Origin of the sequence: Aquimarina acroporae, from assembly GCF_023195925.1 — a bacterium.
Classification (GTDB): Bacteria; Bacteroidota; Bacteroidia; order Flavobacteriales; family Flavobacteriaceae; genus Aquimarina; species Aquimarina acroporae.
This window is the reverse complement of record NZ_JALPRE010000018.1, coordinates 22,212-42,832: the sequence shown is the minus strand read 5'-3', so window position 1 is coordinate 42,832 and position 20,621 is coordinate 22,212. Positions and strand designations below refer to the sequence as shown.

Sequence of the window (20,621 nt, the reverse complement as noted above, 5' to 3'; positions counted from 1 at the left end):
ATTTATAAAGATTCTGAGTCTGTCTTTGTGTTTCTATGATAGATCTTATCTTCCAACCATTCCTGAACTGCTAATGCATGTGGTTTTGGTAATCTTTCATAAAACTTAGATACCTCAATTTGCTCTTTGTTTTCGAAAATTTCTTCAAGACTATCATTATAAGTAGCAAATTCATCTAATTTTTCTAACAACTCTTTTTTAATATCTGTATTAATTTGAGTAGCTCTCTTAGAAATAATAGAAATTGCCTCATAGATATTACTTGTAGGCTGATCTATTAGGTTCTTATCTATAGTAGTTGTATTTACCGGCGCATTGCTTTTTTTCAAATCCATCGTTCTACTTATTTTCTATTTATATTGTTCTAATCTTTGTTTTATGTCCTCGGCTATAGTTTCTGCTTTTTCTGTAAGCTCTCCTTCTTTATAGTACTTCTTGTAATTTTTGTAATACCCTTGAGCTACTTCAAGCCTTTCCTTCACTAAATCTTCATAACTACCTATAGCAAGTAAATATTCTGACTCTAATTTGTAATAAAGTACTTTTTCTCTGTATATGGAACCAGGATAATCTACCAAATAGTTATCAAAAGCAGAAATAGCTACTTTATAGTTTTCTCTATGGTGATACTGCTTTGCTATTTCATATGCCTTTTTCTCTTTTTTCTCTCTAAGCTCTGCAACCATTGCATTCGCATCTTTCAACTTATCGCTTTCAGGGTATTCGTTTATATATGCCTGAAGTTTCTCGATAGCCTCGGTCGTCTCTTTTTGGTCAAGACTATATCTAGGAGATAGCTCGTAGTAGCTTTTCGCAGATTTAAAGGCTGCTTCTTCTCTTTTCTCACTTCTAGGATATGATTTTGTAAATCTCTCAAACTGATATCCTGCCAGATAATGATCCCCTAGTTGATAATAGGTGTCTGCATAATAGTACATGATTCGCTCTGCCTGAGGCTTCCCTCTGTATTGCGGAACAATCTGTTCAAAAAGTTTCAAAGCTTTTGCATACTTACCCTCTTTATAAAGGTTTTCGGCCATCTTATATTTGGGCGGAACTTCCTCTTCTCTTAAGACCTTTTGATATTCGCTACAAGATCCAAAGAACAATACACAAATAAGTAAATACAATAATCTCTTCATACGTAAAAAAACATCTGGCAAAAATAGATATTTCTGCCGTATTACAAAAACTTTAATTCATCAATTAGTCGATCTTGCTTCACATCACAAGCAATATGACCTCAATTAGGATACAAGATTCAAATAAGAACAGAAACAAACCCATTCTTATTTCAATAACTCATCAATACAAGCATTGTTGCAAAACTTAAAAAAGACTTTTAACAAGATGAAGCTCTTAATCTTTAGTATGAAATGAAGATGTTTTATCTAATTTATTATGATCTAATATAGTATACCCTTCCTCATCATGATAGAAAGCAGGCATAAAATCCTCATCTATCTTTATATTTTTTAATAGATACGAATGAACTTGATGTACTTCTTGTGTATAGGATTCATCATAGTAGCTCACCAATATTAAAACTTCTCCATTTAGAGTTTTTAAGCTTTTTCTGTTAAACTCGTGTAACGGACTAGATTCCTTTATAGCATGCACTACGGTCCAAGTTGTGGGGAGGTAAGTAATATTATCTCGTTCTAACTTAAGTCGATAAAAACTATTGGTAAATTTACCTGTTTTATCTTTTTGCGACAGTGCCAAAGTTGCCTCTATACGAGGTTTAATCATAACATTAGCGCTCCTACTCATAAGCCTAAACATAATACAATCAACGTCGTTATGTTTTTTCAGAATAATAGTCTTACTAAACTGAATATTTGCCTTAGGTTTAGAAAACCTTCCATAGAGTAATCCTGTAACAAAAGAAAAACTAAGTAATCCTATTAATGCTTCAAACGAAGAAATCAGTCCGAAAAGCAATCCTTTTGGAGCCATTGCACCATAACCAACTGTTGTTAAGGTTTGAGCTGAAAAAAAGAATGCGTTTAGAAAATCTCTATAAACACTCCCTGTAGGCTCTGCGATTCCTGAAACCCCTAAAAAGGTATAAATAAGAGCAAATAGGGTATTCAAAAGTGTGTACCCCAAAATCACCCATAGGAAAAAGCTTGTCCAACTAATGCTCGTCAGATAATTATAACTTTCTGACAAAGTTCCTGGTCTGTTAATGTGCTTGATATTAAAAGAACCATCAGAATTAATAAACCTCTTCGCATCTTTAAAAGAAGATTTACCAATACCTGGATCTTTTATTTTTCTAGCCATTTACCAAACTATTTATTTGCAATAAATTTTTTAATCTTATCAGACAACTTCGAAGATACCGCAACCAAAGGCAAACGAACATGATCTTCGCATATACCTTTCACTTCAAGAATATGTTTTATACCCGCCGGGTTCCCTTCTTCAAAAGCGTAATCTAGTACAGGTAAGAGTTGATATAGTATATCAAAGGCTTTTGCGGTATCTCCCGACAATCCAAGTCGAATCATTTCTGAAAACTCTTTCGGAAATCCCTGCCCTACTACACTAATTACCCCATCGCCTCCTGCAGCTACGGCCGGTAAAGCTAGAGCATCATCACCAGAAATCACCAAAAAACCTTCAGGTCTATCCTTAATAATTTTAAGAACCTGAGTGAAATCTCCCACTGCTTCCTTGATTCCAATCACCTTATCCATTTCAGCAAGACGCAAAGTAGTTTCTGCAGTCATATTCGTTCCTGTTCGTGAAGGAACATTGTACAACAAAATCGGGATTGGCGCAACCTCGTTTATAGCTTTGTAATGCTCGAATATTCCATCCTGAGTGGGCTTGTTATACATAGGCACTACAGAAAGTATAGCTGCAAAATCAGATAGATCAGTGTTTTTTATCTCGTTAATTACCGAATGCGTATTATTTCCCCCAATACCTAATACCAACGGAAGTCGTTTATTATTTACTTTTATAATATGTGCCACCAACTCTTCCTTTTCTTCTTTTGAAAGAGTTACAGATTCTGCAGTAGTTCCTAAAACTACCAAATATTCAATATTACCTTCAACACAGAAATCAACCAACGATGATACTCCATCGTAATCTATTGAACCATCTTTTTTGAAAGGTGTAGCCAAAGCTACCCCAGTTCCCCTCAGAAAACTACTCATATTACTTGTAAAATTTTTAGATACTTTTTAAGTTCAATTATAAATAAATTAGTGTTATTCATAGTCGCTCCAATAATGAGATCATTAATGCGATGATCTACCTCAGCAAAACCAACCTTTAGTTTTGCCTGTGATGCAGCTGCTACAAAATTCAACTCTACTCTATTTTCGTTGTAAAAATTAATTAAAACATCATAATCTTTTTTAACGAATCTTGAAATGACTTCACTTTTTACAGAACCATTTACTCCGAAACTCTTTTCCGTATAATAAGAAGCGTCTTTATCCTCCACAACATCCTTTTCTTCTTTATACCCAATTATGGTAAGATTTTCTGATGTAACATTAAGCTCATTGGCCATTTTCACCAAAGCTAATGTATTTACAGGTTGAGAAGCATCAACTAGAATTGCCAATGTAACAAGGTTAGAAATACCCTGAGAAGAAGAATCTCTTTTTTGTAAATGAGATTCTATATTTTTCTTTATTGCATTTCTTTTAAGACCTTTTAAAATCATTTATCAAAAAGATTAAGAAGCCACAAATGTAGCTATTTTAAGGCTTAAAACCATCTTAGGCCTCTTAAGAAAAGGAAAGTCACTGATTATCAATACAACTCAAAAGAATTCCTTATCTAAAGAACGTGTAGTTAAGGGTTTTGTTTCAATAAAAAAGCTTGTAAAAAAATAGAGCCCTGCAATTTCTGCAATATTAATAAGCGTGGTAAAAACTCTAGTATAATAATATAGTTCATTAACAGCAAGAAGAGCATCAACAAAAAGGGTACAACAGGCTGCTATGAAAAGAAATACAGATTTTTCGAATCTATCTGCTGTATAGATAAAAAAACAAACACCTACAAAAGACACCAAACTGACAACAATAATAGCAATTGAGCCCACAGAATTTTCAATTTTTGGTAACACCAACTCTGTAATTGAATATACCAAATAAGAGATCAACAGAACACTTACAACCACAGGGGGTGAAAGTAGTTTTTTAAGCACTATATCCTTTCGAGCAATATACTTTCTTAAAGAAACAATACAACATGCATAAAATAAAGCTATTAACAATGCTATAAATTCATAATACTCCAGAAAATCTATGTATGTAAAAACATCGGTCACCAAAATTACCAACATTGCTAATAAAAAAAAGTAGCTTACCTTTTTGACATATTGAAGATGTAAAATGATTAAAGAAATAGGAACTAAAGGCTTGAAATATATCAAAAGTTGTTTATCGAAAAACACAGATAAAACAAGAACAACCAAAAAAGAGAAATAAAACAGTAAATATGTAATCGTGGTATACTTCAAAAGATTTTAACAATTCTAATATTTATTCAACTCCAAATCCCTGTAAACCTAAGGTTCTTTTAAAAAAAATCCTCCTCATTGGGTGTTAATTTATGCTGTTCTATAAAAAATTTAACTAAGAAAAACTGTCCAAAGACCTGCAAAAGGTTTCCAATGACCATAAAAACTTCTAAAAAAACATATAATTTATATAGAGCAGTAATAATATTCACAATTAAAAAACAAGATGCTGCTACCATTAGAGAAGAACTCACCACTGTTTTACTGTTTAGATAGATATAATAACATGAACATACAAATACGGTAAAAAATAGAATAAGAATAACAAGATACATGCGATCATCATATACACTTGGCAATATAAGCCCCGCAACTGAGGCCAATACATAAACAATCAAAGCCATCGTAATTATAAGCTGAACTGTAAACACCTTGTTTAATCTGATTTTAATTTTCTTTAAGCTTTTCCAGAGTAAAATAATATTTAACAAATAATACACCGACAACAAAACATTAAGCACCCTAAAATACCTTATAAAATCTTTCATAGATAGCACCTCTGCAACCAGAATCACGCCCATTGCAATTAAGACCAGGGCGTTTTTATGCTCTGCCCTAAGAATATAAATAGCAGATAAAAGAAGTAGTACTACAGGCTTTAAAAAAATAGAGAGATGCTCCATAAATATGGAAGCGGTTATAAAGAGCAAACTCGTGAAATAGAATAGCTGATATGCATAATTTTCTGTTTTCATTTGCTGTTGTTTAGAACCTGTAAACCTCCAAATGATATATCTAAAGGCTTTACATTCAATTAATTTAATAAAAAAATCAATGCAACAGATATTACAACCAACATAATAACTTTAAAATTGGCTGATTGAAAACAAAAAAATCCATAAAAACTCACTTTACAATTCCTTCAACTTAAGAGGAGTGGCACTTGAGATCTTAAATTGTACTAAAAAGAAAACTGCAAGTAACTGGTAAATGGAATTTATAATTTCAAAGTGAATAGAAGAGACATAAAACTTATTGAGAGCAAAACAAGAATCACTTATTACAAAATTTAAGACAGCTATTAAAAACCAAAGAGATTTTGAAGACCTTACATTAATATAATGAATCACAGCACCAATAAGTAATAAATACAGAATAACTATATAACCAATCCCATAAGGACGAATAGGCCCCATTTCTTTTTCGGTAACCTCATAAATCTCATACACGATGAAGGTCCATGCAACAAAAAATATAGCCAGATAAATAATATCTGTAATATTATAATCAATAGGCTTATAATTTTTGTATAAATAATAGAACAGTATGAGATAACACAAGGTATAACTTAATAGCACATAAATAAAACTATTCTGTATGTCGGTAAGTAAAAAAATATCTCCAAAAAAACACAGCAATAGAACAATTAAAAACAGCCCATCAACCTTTTTCACATTAAACCAATACAACATAAAAAACAGTGGAACCGTAGTTGGTTTAACATACAACTCTAGCTCTGACCACTGCATTGCTGTGCTTAATACACACAACCCTCCAGTAATTAAAAGCAATATTTGTATTAAGGTTCTAATTTTCATTTTATTTTAAGAAGAAAATCATCTTCTCCGATAATTGGAATTTCTAATTTATTCGCTTTTTCTAATTTACTAGGCCCCATATTTGCTCCCGCTACGACAAATGATGTCTTAGATGAAATAGAACTCGATACTTTACCTCCATTATCTTCAATCATTTTTTTGAGTTCATTACGTGATATTTTCTCAAAAACACCAGAGACTACAAACGTTTGCCCCTTTAAAGTATCGGTTTGGTTGGCCAACTTTTCTGCCGATATTTCCAGTTGTACTCCAAAATCTTTTAATCGAGTCACCAACGTTCTATTTTTTTCCTGACCAAAAAATTCCCGTACACTTTCTGCTATTTTTATCCCTATTTCATCTACATTTACCAAATCTTCTTCAGAAGCATCTATAACAGCATTAATAGTTTTGTAGTGCTTGGCCAACTTCTTAGCTACGGTTTCTCCTACATAACGAATACCCAAACCAAATAACACTCTTTCAAACGGAATTTCTTTTGACTTCTCGATTCCTGTAATAAGATTATCTGCACTTTTCTCTGCCATTCTTTCTAAAGGAATTACTTGCTCCTTTTTCAGTTCATACAAATCTGCATAATCGGTAATTAGGCCTTCATTCACCAACAAAGCTACTGTCTCACCTCCCAAACCTTCTATATCCATGGCCTTACGAGATATATAGTGTTGAATTCTACCTATAATTTGAGGAGCGCACCCATCTACATTCGGACAATAGTGCTGAGCTTCACCCTCTTTTCTAATTAATTCGGTTCCACACTCCGGACAATGGGTTATATATTGAGTAGGTTTCGATTTTGAATCTCTTTTCTGAAAATTTACTCCTACTATTTTAGGAATAATCTCTCCTCCTTTTTCTACAAAAACCGTATCTCCAACTCTTACATCTAATTTTTCAATTTGATCAGCATTATGTAAAGATGCTCTTTTTACTGTTGTACCTGCTAGCGCAACTGGAGCTAGATTTGCCACAGGAGTTATAGCACCTGTTCTACCTACCTGATATGTAATCTCTTCAAGAATTGTAGATGCTTGTTCTGCCTTAAATTTATACGCCATAGCCCATCTCGGGGCTTTAGCGGTAAAACCAAGCTCGTCTTGTTGTAGCAAGTCATTTACCTTGATAACCACTCCATCGGTTTCATAAGGAAGCGCATGCCTGTGCTCGTCCCAATAGTTCACAAACTCTAGTACTTCATCTATAGTATTGACCAGTTTTGATTCAGCAGGAACTTTAAACCCCCAGTCTCTAGCTTTTTCCAAATTCTCAAATTGCGTCGCAATCCCCAGCCTTTCACCTACAATACTATATAACAAACAATCTAATGGACGTTTTGCCACCTCACTACTATCTTGCAATTTTAAACTGCCAGATGCTGTATTTCTTGGATTTGCATAAGGTTCTTCACCCAAAGCAATTCTCTCCTCATTCATTTTGGCAAACCCTTCAAAAGGTAAGATGATCTCTCCTCTTATATTAAATTTAGGCGGATAATTCCCATTCAATTTCAAAGGAACAGATTTAATTGTCTTTATATTGGTAGTCACATCATCACCTTGTATCCCATCACCTCTGGTCACAGCCCTAACCAGCTCACCATTTTCGTAGGTCAAATTGATGGAAGCACCGTCATATTTTAGCTCACAAGTATATTGAATCTCACCATCAACCATTTTTTTGATTCGTTTCTCCCAGTCTAACAAATCTTCTTTGGAGTATGAATTATCCAACGAATACATACGTTGTTCATGAACTATTGTATCAAAATTTTTGGTAACAGCACCCCCCACCCTTAAGGTAGGTGAATTTGCATCATAATACTCTGGATACTTTGCTTCTAGATCTTGCAGCTCTTTGAGTTTCATATCAAACTCATAGTCACTAATTGTTGGAGCATCTAGTATATAATAATTATGATTATGCTGTCTAAGCTCATTTCGTAATTGATCAATTTGTTGTTCTATACTCATTTGTGTCAATATATATAACGTAAATCAAAGATAATGGCTGCAATATCCCCAATCTAGTTTACAATTTTATTCTCTACTAATCTATTTATATTATGTACGATCTGGTTTTAACCATTTTGGAACTTGAACAGGTTTGAATTCCCGCATTTTCTCTAACAACCTATCAATATCATTATCTACCAAAAGGAGTTCATAATTCTCCATTTTCAAAAAACCTCTCTTTACCATATTTTCTAACAATTCCAGTAAATCATCGTAGAAACCTCCTGTGTTTAACAACCCAATTGGCTTTTGATGTAATCCTAACTGAGACCAAGTAATAATTTCAAATAGTTCCTCCAATGTTCCAAAACCACCAGGTAAAGTAATAAACCCATCACTTAGCTCCTGCATTTTCATCTTTCTTTCATGCATATTTTTGGTGGTTACTAATTCCCCTAGACCTTGATGAACGACCTCTTTCAATTTAAGAAATTCTGGAATAATCCCAATTACTTCTCCTTTATGCTTAAGGGCACCCTTTGCGACTTGGCCCATAACTCCAATTTTTGCAGCTCCATACACTAAAGTAATTTCCCGTTGCGCCAGTTTTTCTCCGAGCAAAAAAGCTTCTGATATGATTTCATTATCATTACCTTCACTACTCCCACAAAAAACACAAATCGACTTTAACTTATTCATAATTTATTATTGTTTAAACTAGCCCTTATCATTCGGTCATTATCATATATATCTTTTCGTAACGTAACCGATTCATAACCATAACTTTCAATCATATTTTTGGTTTCTTGCCCCAAATATTGATTAATCTCAAAATACAGAACCCCTTCCTCTTTTAACCTTTCCTTGGCTAACTGAGTAATTCTTTCATAAAACACCAACGGATCATTATTAGGCACAAAAAGTGCCTGCGATGGTTCATTATCCAAAACATTAGGTTGCATTTCTTTCTTTTCCAACTCTCGTACATACGGAGGATTCGATACAATTATATCAAAATCTTTTTCTTCTATGTCTTCGTTTAATACATCTAATCTGACATAGTTCACAACCACATCATTCAATGTTGCGTTATTTTGAGCAACAGATAGGGCTTCGCGTGAGATATCAATAGCATACACTTGTGCTTTTTCTAGTTTTTTGGCTAAGGTAATCGCAATACATCCGCTACCGGTTCCTATATCAAGTATTTTGACATTTCTCTTCCCCTTATGATCCTTTACAATCCAATCTACCAATTCCTCCGTCTCAGGTCTCGGAATTAACACATGCTCATTTACCAAAAATGTAAACCCATAAAAGCCAGTGTCCCCTATGATATATTGAATAGGTTCTTGTTCTTTTAAGCGTCTTTTTGCTTCAGAAAAAAAACTTACAATCTCTTCTTCTACCACATGTTGCAAATGCAAAGCAATATCAACTCTACGCCAACCTAGCTTTTTTTCGGTAAGCATATAAAAGAAAGACAACACTTCTTCTGCATCATACGTCGCAGCTAAAGATTTTAGAAAACTATTCCTTAATTCACTAATATTCAATGTCCCTAAATAAAATTATAAATCTTTGATCATCCAGGTTTGACAACTATAATGCCCCGTGTCCCCAACAGGCTCTGTTAATGCTTTAAAACCAACTTTCTTATAGAGTTTCCTGGCAGCCTCCATATACGGCATAGTTTCTAAATAACATTGAGCATATCCCTGTTCTTTTGCAAATTCAAGGCAAGTTTGTATCATTTTTACTCCAATTCCTTTTCCTCTTACCTCTGGAAGAAAATACATTTTCTGGAGCTCACAAATTTCTGAAGAGGCTTTTTCCAAAGGAGCAATACCTCCTCCTCCAACAACTTTACCACCTTGTTCTAAAACAAAATAAGAACTTCCCTTTTGCGTGTAGGTTTCAAACATCTTATCAAGCGATTCATCTTCATAGGCAGTACCCACTTTAGGTACTCCCATTTCTAACAAAACCTCTCTAATTATCTGAGCCAAAGCACTATTGTCTTCAGACTTTATTGTGCGGATTTTAATTGTATCCATTATAATTTTTAAACTACTTTTGTGCTATTATTTATCAATATGATTTTAACCTTAACTATCCTTTCCCAATAGGATAAATTATGTTTAATAAATGATATTGAAAGATACATTAAATCTATGCAGGAATCAATGAAGAAAATTCTAATATTATCAACAATATTAATAGGTATAACTGCTTGCTCTTTTTCTAAAAAACCTACATTTAAATATGTAGATAATCTTTTTGTTAAAAATGTAAGTATGCGTGAAATAACCTTGAATGCAGATGCTATTTTTGACAACCCAAATCACTTAGGAGGAAAACTATCTGTAGAAGATATTCATGTTTTTGTTGATAACATTGATGTGGGCACTATTTCTGCACAGGAATTTAACGTTCCTGCAAAAAGTGAATTCTCAATTCCTTTGCAAGGTACTTTCTCACTATCAAAGATTTATGAAGAAAATAAAAATTCACTTTTAGGCAGTGTATTAAAAGTTATTCAGACCGATTCTCTTCAAATTCAATACAAAGGAGTTATTCGGTATCACTTAGGCAACTTTTCTTACCCTTACCAAATCGATAAACAGCAAAAAGTAAGTTTAAAAAAATAAATTGGTGAATCACGAAAAATACATACAAAGATGTATTCAACTTGCAAGAAACGGATTAGGAAGCACCTACCCTAACCCTCTTGTTGGAAGTGTTGTTGTCCATAATAATAAGATTATTGGCGAAGGGTGGCACTACAAAGCAGGGGAAGCTCATGCAGAAGTGAACGCTATAGGCTCTGTTAAAAATCCTGAGCTTTTAAAAGACGCTACCATATATGTAAGCCTGGAACCATGTAGTCACTTTGGTAAAACACCTCCGTGCAGTGACCTAATTATTAGTAAAGGCATAAAAAAAGTGGTTATTGGCACTATAGATTCTTTTGCAAAAGTATGTGGCGCAGGAATACAGAAACTTATGAATGCAGGCTGCGATGTCACTCTTGGTGTTTTAGAAAACGAATGTAAGGATCTAAACAAAAGGTTTTTTACTTTTCATGAAAAAAAGCGACCATATATTATCTTAAAGTGGGCTGAAAGCAATGATGGATTTATAGCTCCAGAGAACATTCCTGACAGAAAACCTGTTTGGATCACCAACAAACAGTCCAGGCAAATTGTTCATAAATGGCGTGCCGAAGAACAAGCGATTTTGGTAGGAAACAATACTGTCACAAAAGACAACCCAAAACTCACTACAAGAGATTGGGATGGGGATAATCCCACTAGAGTCATCATTGATAAATCTGGGATAATCCCCAATGACTCCAGTGTTCTTGACAACTCAACACCTACTATTATCATTACTACAGATATGTTTAGAAAGACTAACACCTCCAACATCATATATGAAACCGTAGATGAAGCAAAAAATATTGCCCAAGAAATTTGTGATATACTATATAAACATCAAATTCAATCGGTAATAATAGAAGGAGGCTCATTTACACTACAATCCTTTATTGATAAAGACTTATGGGATGAAGCCAGAGTTTTCGAAGGATCTACTACCCTAAAAAACGGTGTACTTGCCCCTAATATTAATGGAAACATTGTTACCAAACAACAGATAAAAAAAGACACCTTAATAGTTTACAGAAATGATTAAAAACATAATATTTGATTTTGGAGATGTCTTTATAAATCTAGACAAACCTGCTACTTTAACAGAACTTTCTAAATTAGGAGAAATTAATGATTGGAAAGATTTGACTAAGGTTAATCAACTTTATGAAACAGGTGAAATTTCTACAGAAGAATTCTTACAACACTACCACAATGAATTTCCCAACGCCACCAAAGAACAATTAATTGATGCATGGAATGCAATTTTGATTGATTTCCCCGAGTATCGCTTAGATTTTCTTGAAGAGTTATCTTCTAAACAAGAATTTAATCTTATCCTACTTAGCAATACCAATGCATTACATATTAATTGGATAAAAGAAAACATATCCTTCTACAATCGATTTAAATCTTGTTTTAAATCCTTTTATCTTTCACATGAAATTCATTTAAGAAAACCCAACACAAATATTTTTGAATTTGTTCTTGAACAACACCAGATACAACCATCTGAAACGATTTTTATAGACGACACTAAGGAAAATACCGATGCAGCGTTCTCTTTAGGAATACATGTTTGGAACAATAATCCAAAAACCGAAGACATCACAAACTTATTTACAATAAAATCTAATTTATTTTGATCTATTTACTACTAAGCATATTAGCCTCCAGTCTGATATTCATTATATTTAAATTGTTTTCTAAATACAATGTAGACACCTTACAGGCAATCATCATTAATTATATTGTAGCCTCTATTTCTGGTATTATCGCCTACTCTGAACCTGTTAACCTTACTACCATATCTGAAGAAGGTTGGTTTTTTGGAGCTATGATTCTTGGGGTAATTTTTATTTCAGTATTTAATCTTATGGCTATTACTACACAAAAAAATGGTCTTTCGGTTGCCGCAGTAGCTACAAAAATGAGTTTGGTCATTCCTATTCTTTTTGGAATATTTATGTACAAAGAAAGTACTGAGGTTTTAAAAATAATCGGAATTATCGTAGCACTTATTGCTGTTTATTTAACCTCAATGAAAAGTACTGGTGGAGTTTCAATCAACAAAAACAATCTTATTTTTCCAATATTAGTATTTATAGGAAGTGGAATTATTGATACTAGTCTTAAATATTTCGAAACCAATCATGTTGCCCAAAACGATGTACCTATTTTCTCTGCTTCCATTTTTGGTTTCGCGGCTATCGTAGGAATCATAACTCTTGTATACAAATCGATAACCAGCAATCTACGCCTATCCATTAAAAATGTTATTGCCGGTATTGGTTTAGGTGTTCCTAATTACTTTTCAATTTATTTTTTAATAAAAGCGCTTCGCCATGACAACATAGATAGTTCTACTATATTTACAGTAAACAATGTTGCTGTTTTAATTGTATCTACCATTGCGGGCATATTACTTTTTAGGGAAAAACTATCTTTAAGGAATTGGATAGGAATTGTCCTTGCGATGGTAAGCATCTATCTTGTAGCTCAATCTTTTTAATTATTGGAAACTAAAGACACATACAAAACAATCGCATCTCCTGGAGAAGAGGTTTTGTTTAAAGATCGTAATAGCAAATTTTTCGGCTATTCGTTTCCTGTGTCTTCAGAAGAAGATATCAAAGTAGTGATAGAATCCTTGAAAAAGAAGCACCACTCTGCCAGACATTGGTGTTATGCTTGGCAAATAGGGACAGAAAATATTAAATACAGAGTAAATGATGATGGTGAACCTTCGAACTCTGCTGGACAACCTATATATGGTCAAATTCAATCTTTTGAAATCACTAACGTTTTACTTGTTGTAGTTCGCTATTTTGGCGGAGTTAAACTTGGTGTAGGAGGTTTAATAAATGCATACAGATCTGCAGCAAAGTTGGCCATTGAATCCTCTGTCATTATTGAAAAAACTATCGACGTCTTTTACAATATTACATTTGAATATAAAGACATGAATAAGGTAATGCGAATTATTAAAGAACACCAACTGAACATCATTAAACAACAACTTGAATTAAACTGTAAAATTCAATTTTCTGTAAGAAAAAAAAATTCCCATAAAATAAAAGAGGTTTTTTCCCCGTTGTACGATATAGAAATTGAAGAATTATAAAATCAATAATTTTTTATTTTCTCAAGTAAGTAAGATGGACAGGGAATTGGTTTTTTGGTTTTACTATCAACAAATGCTAGGGTCGTAGACGCTATTGTTAATAATTCTTGATTTTGATTATAAATTTCATAGTCAAAAATTATTTTTACTGTAGGAATTTTCCGGAGCAAAGTTTTAACAGTTAAGGTGTCGTCGAAGAATGCAGATTTCTTAAATTTAAAGTCTAGAGTAAATACAGGGAGTATAACACCACTTTCTTCCATCGATTTGTAGGAGATACCTAGCCGGGATAACCAATCAATTCTTGCTAATTCCAAATATTGTGCGTAATTTCCGTGATGAACCACGCCCATCTGGTCGGTTTCGGAATAGCGAACAGTTAATTGAGTTTCTGAAGAGATTGGCATAAATTGAAATGAATAATTATTAACATTTATAAAAGTAGTACTATCAAATTATGCAAAAAAAATAATTAAAATTCAACACCTAAAACGTTTTTTTTTTACATTTTTTGTTCACATATTTGTCATGCAAAATCAGTAAGGAGTTTTTCAACAATTTCTTTTTAATAACCTAAATAAAAACAGTAAATCTAACCACTCGAATGAATGTAACTGCGCAATCGGTTTGGGATAATTGTTTATCGTTTATAGAAGATAACATTACACCACAAGCTTTTAAAACTTGGTTTGAACCAATTAAAGCTGTAAAACTTACAGACGGTGCATTAAGTATTCAAGTTCCCAGTAAATTCTTTTATGAATGGTTGGAGGAGCACTACGTTAACCTTCTAAAGGTTTCTCTTACAAGAGAATTAGGAGAAAGTGCTAAACTAGTATACGTTATTAAAATGGAAAATACCTACGGCAATAAAAAGCCGTTTACAGAAAAAATTCCAAGTGCTAACCGTACTCCGGTAAACTCTCAAGAGGTAGATGTTCCTATTAAAAGTAAGAATCCAGAATTAAAAAACCCCTTTGTAATTCCTGGAATTCGAAACGTAAAGATCGAATCACAATTAAATCCTAGCTATAACTTTGAAAACTTCTTAGAAGGAGATTCTAATAGACTAGCAAGATCTGCAGGTATGGCTGTTGCCAATAAACCTGGCGGAACTTCTTTTAATCCTCTTCTTATTTTTGGTGGCGTTGGATTAGGAAAAACTCACCTAGCTCATGCTATTGGTGTAAATATAAAAGATAATTATCCCGAGAAGACAGTTTTATACATATCAGCAGAAAAGTTTACTCAGCAATATATAGAATCAGTAAAAAAGAATAATAGAAACGATTTTATTCATTTTTATCAAATTATTGATGTTTTAATTGTTGATGACATACAACTGTTATCTGGTAAAGCTGGTACTCAAGATGTATTTTTCCACATCTTTAACCACTTACACCAAAATGGAAAGCAGGTTATTTTAACTAGTGACAAGGCTCCTGTGGACATGCAGGACATTGAACAAAGACTACTTTCTCGTTTCAAATGGGGATTATCTGCAGAGTTGCATCAACCAGATTTCGAAACAAGAGTTTCGATTATTAAAAATAAATTATACAGAGATGGTGTTGAAATGCCAGAGGAAATTGTTGAATTCCTTGCAAACAACATCAAAACAAATATAAGAGAACTGGAAGGAGCTATTATCTCTTTAATAGCACACTCTTCTTTCAACAAGAAGGACATTACTATCGACCTTGCCAAAGCCATTGTTGACAACTATGTCAAAAACACCAAACGCGAGGTATCAATAGACTACATCCAGAAAGTAGTAAGTGATTATTTCCAAATGGATGTTGAAACCCTTCAATCAAAAACTCGTAAGCGCCATATTGTTCAAGCAAGACAGCTAGCTATGTTCTTTGCCAAGAAACTTACCAAAGCATCTTTAGCAAGCATAGGTACTCAAATAGGGAAAAGAGACCATGCCACTGTTCTACATGCTTGTAAAACAGTTGATAATCTTTCTTCTACCGATAAGCAGTTTAGAAAATACGTAGAAGACCTAGGAAAGAAGCTTACTCTGTAAATTTTCCAAAATGAAAACCAAAATATTAATGGTATGCCTTGGAAATATCTGCAGATCTCCACTAGCAGAAGGCATTTTAAAATCTAAACTTAACCCTGAACAATATCTTGTTTCATCTAGCGGAACCAGTAATTATCATATTGGGAATAAACCAGATATAAGATCCATTCAAACTGCAAAAGCTCACGGTATAGATATCACCGATCAGAGAGCTGCTCAATTTAAAAGTGATGATTTTCAAATATATGACTTCATATATGCAATGGACAATTCCAATTATGAAAACATTATCAAACTAGCCAACACTCAAGAAGATAAAAACAAAGTCAAACTCATTCTAAACGAGACTCACCCAAACAAAGGTTTTGATGTTCCAGATCCCTATTATGGCGGAGATCAAGGCTTCGAAGAAGTGTTTCAAATGCTAGACGAAGCTTGCAATGTAATCGCTAGTAGACTTGAAAAAAAGAATTAACTCATCAGATACAAAGTTTTTGTATATTTAGAATTGCTTATTAAATCATAAACCTAATTAAGCAATAACTATAAACTAAAAAAAGGTTCTTAACCAAAAATACTCTATACAACCTATGGAATTTAAACCCCTAGATACCAAAGGAAAACTATATTTAATTCCAACGCGATTAGGAGACGACATCCCTCTTGAGGTTCTTCCTATATCTATCAAGAAAGTACTAGAACAGGTAAACCACTATATTGTAGAAAATGAAAAACCTGCCCGAAGATTTATCAAAAAGGTTAGTCCAAGTAAATCACAACGGTCTCTAGTTATACACACGGTTAACAAATACACCGATTCTTCAGAAATACCAGGATATTTAACACCATGTATTAATGGAGAATCTATAGGATTAATGTCAGACGCAGGATGCCCTGGTATTGCAGACCCAGGTGCCGAGGTTATAAAAATAGCCCATGAAAAAGGAATACAAGTAACCCCTTTGGTAGGCCCTTCTTCAATTCTATTGGCCATGATGAGTAGCGGAATGAATGGACAAAGCTTTACGTTTAACGGATATTTACCCATAGACAAAAATGAAAGAAAGGCAAGTATTAAATTACTAGAAAGAACTTCTTTAGAAAAAAATCAGGCCCAAATATTTATTGAAACCCCTTACAGAAACGACAAAATGCTTGACGATCTAAAAACAATCTTGAACAACAACACACGATTATGCATCGCCAGTGACATCACATTAACCTCTGAATTTATAGCAACTAAAACTATTGAAGAATGGAAAAAAGAAGAGGTTAGCCTTCACAAAAGACCAACCATCTATATCATTCAAAGAGATTTTTAGAAAAAACTTAAGCTTTCGCTTTTCTATTTGCAGAAACCGAAGAAAGATCGTACCCTGCAAATCGCTTCATGTAATACCGAATTGTAGTACCAAAAGCATCTTCAAACCCAACTACTCCTCCTGTTCGCAAGTATCTTTTTACTGCATTAGGACCAGCTAAATGTGCTGCAGCCAGGATTCCCGATTCTGTTACTTTCACCCCATTTATAGTTTTACCCACCGACCATTTAATATCTCTACGTAAAACCCATTTGTTTCTCGATAAATACGCATTAAACGCTCGCTCCTGAAGCTCTGGATTACTTAAAAAATCTTTCTTGCTTATTTGCACACCAACCAAAGCGAGAGTACCACGACCAAATTGATACTTCCCCATATAACCGAATTGATTCTCTACACCGTAATCTCCTCTAGATTCTTTAAAAGCTAACGCTTCTTTAAAACCCAAAAAGCCTTTACCAAGCTCTACAGAAACAAATTCCTCTTCGGTTTCAATTTCGTTAAAATTAGGAGCAACGTAATACAGGTCTAATCCAGCTGTACTATAAGAACTAAAGTCTATGCTTTTTTTTGTTGTAAAACTTAACAAAAGTATCCCCCCAATTGTAAGTAGTATAGATAATCCTATTATCTTCTTTATCATATAAAAAATTTCTAAGTAGACACCCAAAAAGATGTTCCCCTCTACTTAAATTTTTGCCGTGCAAATATACGGCTTTTTCATAAAATAACAACCAGATTATGTTAAAATAATTATAATGCTGAAAAACAGTTATTTACAGTTAAAAAAAACCAAAAAACCCTAAAAAAAGCTATGAAAATCAACCAAAAAACACACTTAAACGTCAAACTAAGTTCTTTTGTCGAGAAAAAGTAACATCTAATATCTAATTGAAATTCACAAAAACAATGCGATATTTGTTAATAAGTTCAGTCCTTTTTAGCAATCTCAAAAGAAAAACCCAACATTTTCTTATCAAAAAAAGGATTGATTTCTACCGCTTAATACCTTGCTTATTAACCCAATCGATATATTGCTTTTTATTACGATTGTGCTGCTGAATTGTCTTAGCAAATTTGTGATACCCAAAATTCTGAACATTAGCAACAAAAAAGTAGTAATCATGCTTTTCATAATTTAGCACAGCATCTATAGCAGATATATCTGGCATAGCAATAGGTCCTGGAGGTAATTCTGCATATTTATAAGTATTGTAAGGACTATCTAGCTCCAAATCTTTATATAAAACCCTTTTAATAACTGTTTGCCAATCTTTACGGTGTTTCTTTAAAGCATAAATTACTGTAGGATCTGCATCCAGTTTCCACCCATTTTTATATCTGTTCATATACACCCCTGCTACACGTGGACGCTCATCAATTTTGGCGGTTTCCTTCTGCACAATTGAAGCTATAGTTATCACTTCCAAAGGCGATAATTCTATCGCCTTAGCTTTGTTTATTCTAGATTCATTCCAAAATCTCTTATACTCTTTCAACATTCTTTCTCTGAACTGACTCGCTGAAGTATTCCAAAAGAACTCATATTTATTTGGGATATACATAGCTAAAGCAGACTCAGTCGTAAAACCGTTTTTCTCAACAAAAGCAGTGTCCTGGAAGACATTTATTAAAGAAAGACTATCTGCTTCAATTTGCATCGCAATCCTTCCTGCTAAATTCTGCAACCTCTCCTGATTATTAAAGCTAACCTGAACTGGCGTATTCTTACTTCTTAGCAGGTTTATTATTTCATTATTATTTAATCCTTGTTTAAGAATGTATTTACCTGCTTTAATATTATTTGCGTAACCTTTTTTTCTTGCAATTCTATCAAAACTATAGATATCTTTTACAAGGGGGGTTATCTTTTCAACTACTTCTGTATAAGTGGCTCCTGTTGGAATAAAAAGTGTAGTCGTTTCAGATTCAAAGTTAGTATTTGGTGAAAATATTGCTTGATATACATAATAAGCAAAAATACCCCCTACTACTAAACCTATTAATACTATTGCTAATAATATTTTTTTAATGTACATATATTAATTGATATAAAAATTCGTCCTTGTAATCGTTGTTAATTAGGTTCCAGTCTTTTTTCGTTCCTATTTTTTTGAAACCCTTATTTTCGAATAATTTTACACTGGAAAGATTATCTTCAGATATATTGGCATATAATTGATGTAGTCTTAAATGAGTGAAGCCATATTTAATGATCAAATCTAGTGCTTCAGATCCATATCCTTTTCCTCTATTTTCAGGCTCAGCAATTACAATCCCCACTCCTGCTCTATTATGTGTTGGATCAAAATCAAACAAATCAATAAGACCAAGAGATGCGTCATCATTAGAGCAAATCACCAATCGTAACTGTTTGATCTCATAAATATCCTGATGAGCATTCTCGAGATATTGTTTAATCAAAAAACGGGAATATGGGGTTTGCGTAGAACTCATTTCCCAAATTTGTTCATCATTTTCAATAACATAAACAAAATCAAGATCTTCGGGCTCCAAAGCGCGCAAATATATATTTTTTCCTTTTAGCGTTAGCATGTGATCTCTCCTTTGAAGACTTGTTCTGCCGGACCGATCAAAAATATATTTTTATATCCCGAAGGTTCCTTTCTAAAAGTTACTTTTAACTCTCCTCCCATAGTATCTATACTCACCTCTTCCTTCTCTGTTTGTTGAGTTGCATGCATAGAGAGTGCCACGGCAGTAACTCCAGTCCCACATGACAACGTTTCATCCTCTACTCCTCTTTCATAGGTTCTTACAGCAAATCGACTTCCGTTTTTCTTTTCTACAAAATTCACATTACTTCCCGTTTCAAAATATGGCGCACCATTTCGTATTTCTCTTCCCACATTTTCAACATCAAAACTCTGCAACCCTTCAACCATAGTAACGTGATGTGGAGATCCAGTATCTAAAAAAAGATGCGAATCAAATGTTTCTATCTCAAAAACATCTTGCATTTGCAGATATACCAGCCCGTCTTTTATCTCAGCATGATGTTTACCATCTATTGCGGTAAAAGTCGCTTTGTCCTCAATCACCCCAAGAAAAGCCGCAAAAGCCACTAAACATCTACCTCCATTTCCACACATAGAGCTTTCATTACCATCAGCATTAAAATAAACCATCGTAAAATCATCTTCTTCATTTTCAGGAAGTTCCAAAAGCATTAATCCATCTGCTCCAATTCCAAATTTCCTGTCACAAAGTCTTTTAAATAATTTGGTATTATTTTTGGATACTAATTGATCACGGTTATCAATGATTACAAAATCATTTCCTGTACCTTGATATTTATAAAATACTAGATTCATTAATTTAAAATTAAGATGACAAAGGTACAAAGAATGTAAACATAAAATCGTTGTTAATTGTGAGTTAAAAATCATAAAAAAAGTATACTAT

Annotated in this window: 25 protein-coding genes; 8 read left to right on the top strand and 17 right to left on the bottom strand. The window is 33.4% G+C overall.

All coding sequences use genetic code 11. The features are described from left to right. Positions 1–2: 2 nt before the first annotated feature. From M0D21_RS20650 to M0D21_RS20595, 12 genes are all read right to left on the bottom strand, one after another. Positions 3–335 (bottom strand): DNA-directed RNA polymerase subunit omega, encoded by a 333-nt coding sequence (locus M0D21_RS20650; RefSeq protein WP_248333044.1) that lies wholly within the window; start codon positions 333–335, stop codon positions 3–5. Positions 336–350: 15 nt separating this feature from the next. Beyond that, entirely contained in the window at positions 351–1,142 is a 792-nt protein-coding gene (locus M0D21_RS20645; protein ID WP_248333043.1) for an outer membrane protein assembly factor BamD, read from the bottom strand. A gap of 217 nt (positions 1,143–1,359) precedes the next feature. Then, entirely contained in the window at positions 1,360–2,289 is a 930-nt protein-coding gene (locus tag M0D21_RS20640) for an ion channel (RefSeq protein WP_248333041.1), read from the bottom strand. An 8-nt stretch (positions 2,290–2,297) separates the two neighbouring features. Further along, positions 2,298–3,173, bottom strand: a complete 876-nt coding sequence (dapA, locus tag M0D21_RS20635) for a 4-hydroxy-tetrahydrodipicolinate synthase (protein ID WP_248333039.1) — start codon at positions 3,171–3,173, stop codon at positions 2,298–2,300. After that, positions 3,170–3,691 (bottom strand): DUF6913 domain-containing protein, encoded by a 522-nt coding sequence (locus M0D21_RS20630; protein WP_248333037.1) that lies wholly within the window; start codon positions 3,689–3,691, stop codon positions 3,170–3,172. Before M0D21_RS20630 ends, dapA begins: the two co-directional genes overlap by 4 nt. A 99-nt stretch (positions 3,692–3,790) precedes the next feature. Then, positions 3,791–4,408, bottom strand: coding sequence for a hypothetical protein (locus tag M0D21_RS20625; RefSeq protein ID WP_248333035.1), 618 nt, complete (start codon positions 4,406–4,408; stop codon positions 3,791–3,793). 146 nt (positions 4,409–4,554) lie between these two features. Continuing rightward, complete coding sequence (locus M0D21_RS20620) at positions 4,555–5,250, bottom strand: hypothetical protein (protein ID WP_248333033.1); 696 nt, start codon at positions 5,248–5,250, stop codon at positions 4,555–4,557. 156 nt (positions 5,251–5,406) lie between these two features. Next, on the bottom strand, positions 5,407–6,093 hold the full coding sequence (locus M0D21_RS20615; protein WP_248333031.1) for a lysoplasmalogenase family protein: 687 nt from the start codon (positions 6,091–6,093) through the stop codon (positions 5,407–5,409). Continuing rightward, the gene (gene ligA / locus M0D21_RS20610; protein ID WP_248333029.1) at positions 6,090–8,084 is read right to left on the bottom strand and encodes an NAD-dependent DNA ligase LigA; all 1,995 of its coding nucleotides are present in this window, start codon (positions 8,082–8,084) and stop codon (positions 6,090–6,092) included. Before ligA ends, M0D21_RS20615 begins: the two co-directional genes overlap by 4 nt. Before the next feature lie 90 nt (positions 8,085–8,174). Further along, positions 8,175–8,765 carry an LOG family protein gene (locus tag M0D21_RS20605; RefSeq protein ID WP_248333027.1) on the bottom strand — a complete coding sequence of 197 codons (591 nt, stop codon included), beginning with the start codon at positions 8,763–8,765 and terminating at the stop codon, positions 8,175–8,177. Continuing rightward, on the bottom strand, positions 8,762–9,622 hold the full coding sequence (gene prmC / locus M0D21_RS20600) for a peptide chain release factor N(5)-glutamine methyltransferase (protein WP_248333025.1): 861 nt from the start codon (positions 9,620–9,622) through the stop codon (positions 8,762–8,764). Before prmC ends, M0D21_RS20605 begins: the two co-directional genes overlap by 4 nt. Before the next feature lie 15 nt (positions 9,623–9,637). Continuing rightward, positions 9,638–10,123, bottom strand: coding sequence for a GNAT family N-acetyltransferase (locus M0D21_RS20595; RefSeq protein WP_248333023.1), 486 nt, complete (start codon positions 10,121–10,123; stop codon positions 9,638–9,640). A 240-nt stretch (positions 10,124–10,363) separates the two neighbouring features. On the opposite strand from M0D21_RS20595, the gene M0D21_RS20590 reads away from it, so the two are divergent. Genes M0D21_RS20590 through M0D21_RS20570 form a run of 5 tightly spaced genes read left to right on the top strand, consistent with a single transcriptional unit; the run spans position 10,364 to position 13,841 of the window. Beyond that, positions 10,364–10,717 (top strand): hypothetical protein, encoded by a 354-nt coding sequence (locus M0D21_RS20590; RefSeq protein WP_248333022.1) that lies wholly within the window; start codon positions 10,364–10,366, stop codon positions 10,715–10,717. A 1-nt stretch (position 10,718) separates the two neighbouring features. Next, positions 10,719–11,762 (top strand): bifunctional diaminohydroxyphosphoribosylaminopyrimidine deaminase/5-amino-6-(5-phosphoribosylamino)uracil reductase RibD, encoded by a 1,044-nt coding sequence (gene ribD / locus M0D21_RS20585; RefSeq protein WP_248333021.1) that lies wholly within the window; start codon positions 10,719–10,721, stop codon positions 11,760–11,762. Next, positions 11,755–12,363, top strand: a complete 609-nt coding sequence (locus tag M0D21_RS20580; protein WP_248333019.1) for an HAD family hydrolase — start codon at positions 11,755–11,757, stop codon at positions 12,361–12,363. The genes ribD and M0D21_RS20580 overlap by 8 nt, the downstream gene beginning before the upstream one ends. Further along, positions 12,360–13,229: an EamA family transporter gene (locus M0D21_RS20575; RefSeq protein WP_248333017.1), complete on the top strand. Its 870-nt coding sequence runs from the start codon at positions 12,360–12,362 to the stop codon at positions 13,227–13,229. Before M0D21_RS20580 ends, M0D21_RS20575 begins: the two co-directional genes overlap by 4 nt. Before the next feature lie 3 nt (positions 13,230–13,232). Beyond that, on the top strand, positions 13,233–13,841 hold the full coding sequence (locus M0D21_RS20570) for an IMPACT family protein (RefSeq protein ID WP_248333015.1): 609 nt from the start codon (positions 13,233–13,235) through the stop codon (positions 13,839–13,841). A gap of 2 nt (positions 13,842–13,843) precedes the next feature. Here the strand turns inward: M0D21_RS20570 and M0D21_RS20565 are convergent, their stop codons facing one another. Further along, positions 13,844–14,248 carry an acyl-CoA thioesterase gene (locus tag M0D21_RS20565; protein WP_248333013.1) on the bottom strand — a complete coding sequence of 135 codons (405 nt, stop codon included), beginning with the start codon at positions 14,246–14,248 and terminating at the stop codon, positions 13,844–13,846. 197 nt (positions 14,249–14,445) lie between these two features. Here M0D21_RS20565 and dnaA point away from each other — a divergent pair, with 197 nt between their 5' ends. From dnaA to M0D21_RS20550, 3 genes are all read left to right on the top strand, one after another. Next, positions 14,446–15,873: a chromosomal replication initiator protein DnaA gene (gene dnaA, locus M0D21_RS20560; RefSeq protein ID WP_248333010.1), complete on the top strand. Its 1,428-nt coding sequence runs from the start codon at positions 14,446–14,448 to the stop codon at positions 15,871–15,873. Positions 15,874–15,883: 10 nt separating this feature from the next. Beyond that, positions 15,884–16,348: a low molecular weight protein-tyrosine-phosphatase gene (locus M0D21_RS20555; protein ID WP_248333008.1), complete on the top strand. Its 465-nt coding sequence runs from the start codon at positions 15,884–15,886 to the stop codon at positions 16,346–16,348. Between the two features lie 115 nt (positions 16,349–16,463). Next, on the top strand, positions 16,464–17,195 hold the full coding sequence (locus tag M0D21_RS20550; RefSeq protein WP_248333006.1) for an SAM-dependent methyltransferase: 732 nt from the start codon (positions 16,464–16,466) through the stop codon (positions 17,193–17,195). A 7-nt stretch (positions 17,196–17,202) separates the two neighbouring features. Here M0D21_RS20550 and M0D21_RS20545 read toward each other — a convergent pair whose 3' ends face one another. The 4 genes from M0D21_RS20545 to dapF all read right to left on the bottom strand — a co-directional run bounded on the left by M0D21_RS20545 (position 17,203) and on the right by dapF (position 20,530). Next, entirely contained in the window at positions 17,203–17,838 is a 636-nt protein-coding gene (locus tag M0D21_RS20545) for a peptidoglycan-binding protein LysM (protein WP_248333004.1), read from the bottom strand. Between the two features lie 352 nt (positions 17,839–18,190). After that, a complete protein-coding gene (gene mltG, locus M0D21_RS20540) occupies positions 18,191–19,234 on the bottom strand; it encodes an endolytic transglycosylase MltG (protein WP_248333002.1) in 1,044 nt (347 codons plus the stop codon). Beyond that, positions 19,224–19,751, bottom strand: a complete 528-nt coding sequence (locus tag M0D21_RS20535; RefSeq protein ID WP_248333000.1) for a GNAT family N-acetyltransferase — start codon at positions 19,749–19,751, stop codon at positions 19,224–19,226. Before M0D21_RS20535 ends, mltG begins: the two co-directional genes overlap by 11 nt. Further along, positions 19,745–20,530, bottom strand: coding sequence for a diaminopimelate epimerase (gene dapF, locus M0D21_RS20530; RefSeq protein WP_248332998.1), 786 nt, complete (start codon positions 20,528–20,530; stop codon positions 19,745–19,747). The genes M0D21_RS20535 and dapF overlap by 7 nt, the downstream gene beginning before the upstream one ends. Positions 20,531–20,621: the final 91 nt, after the last annotated feature.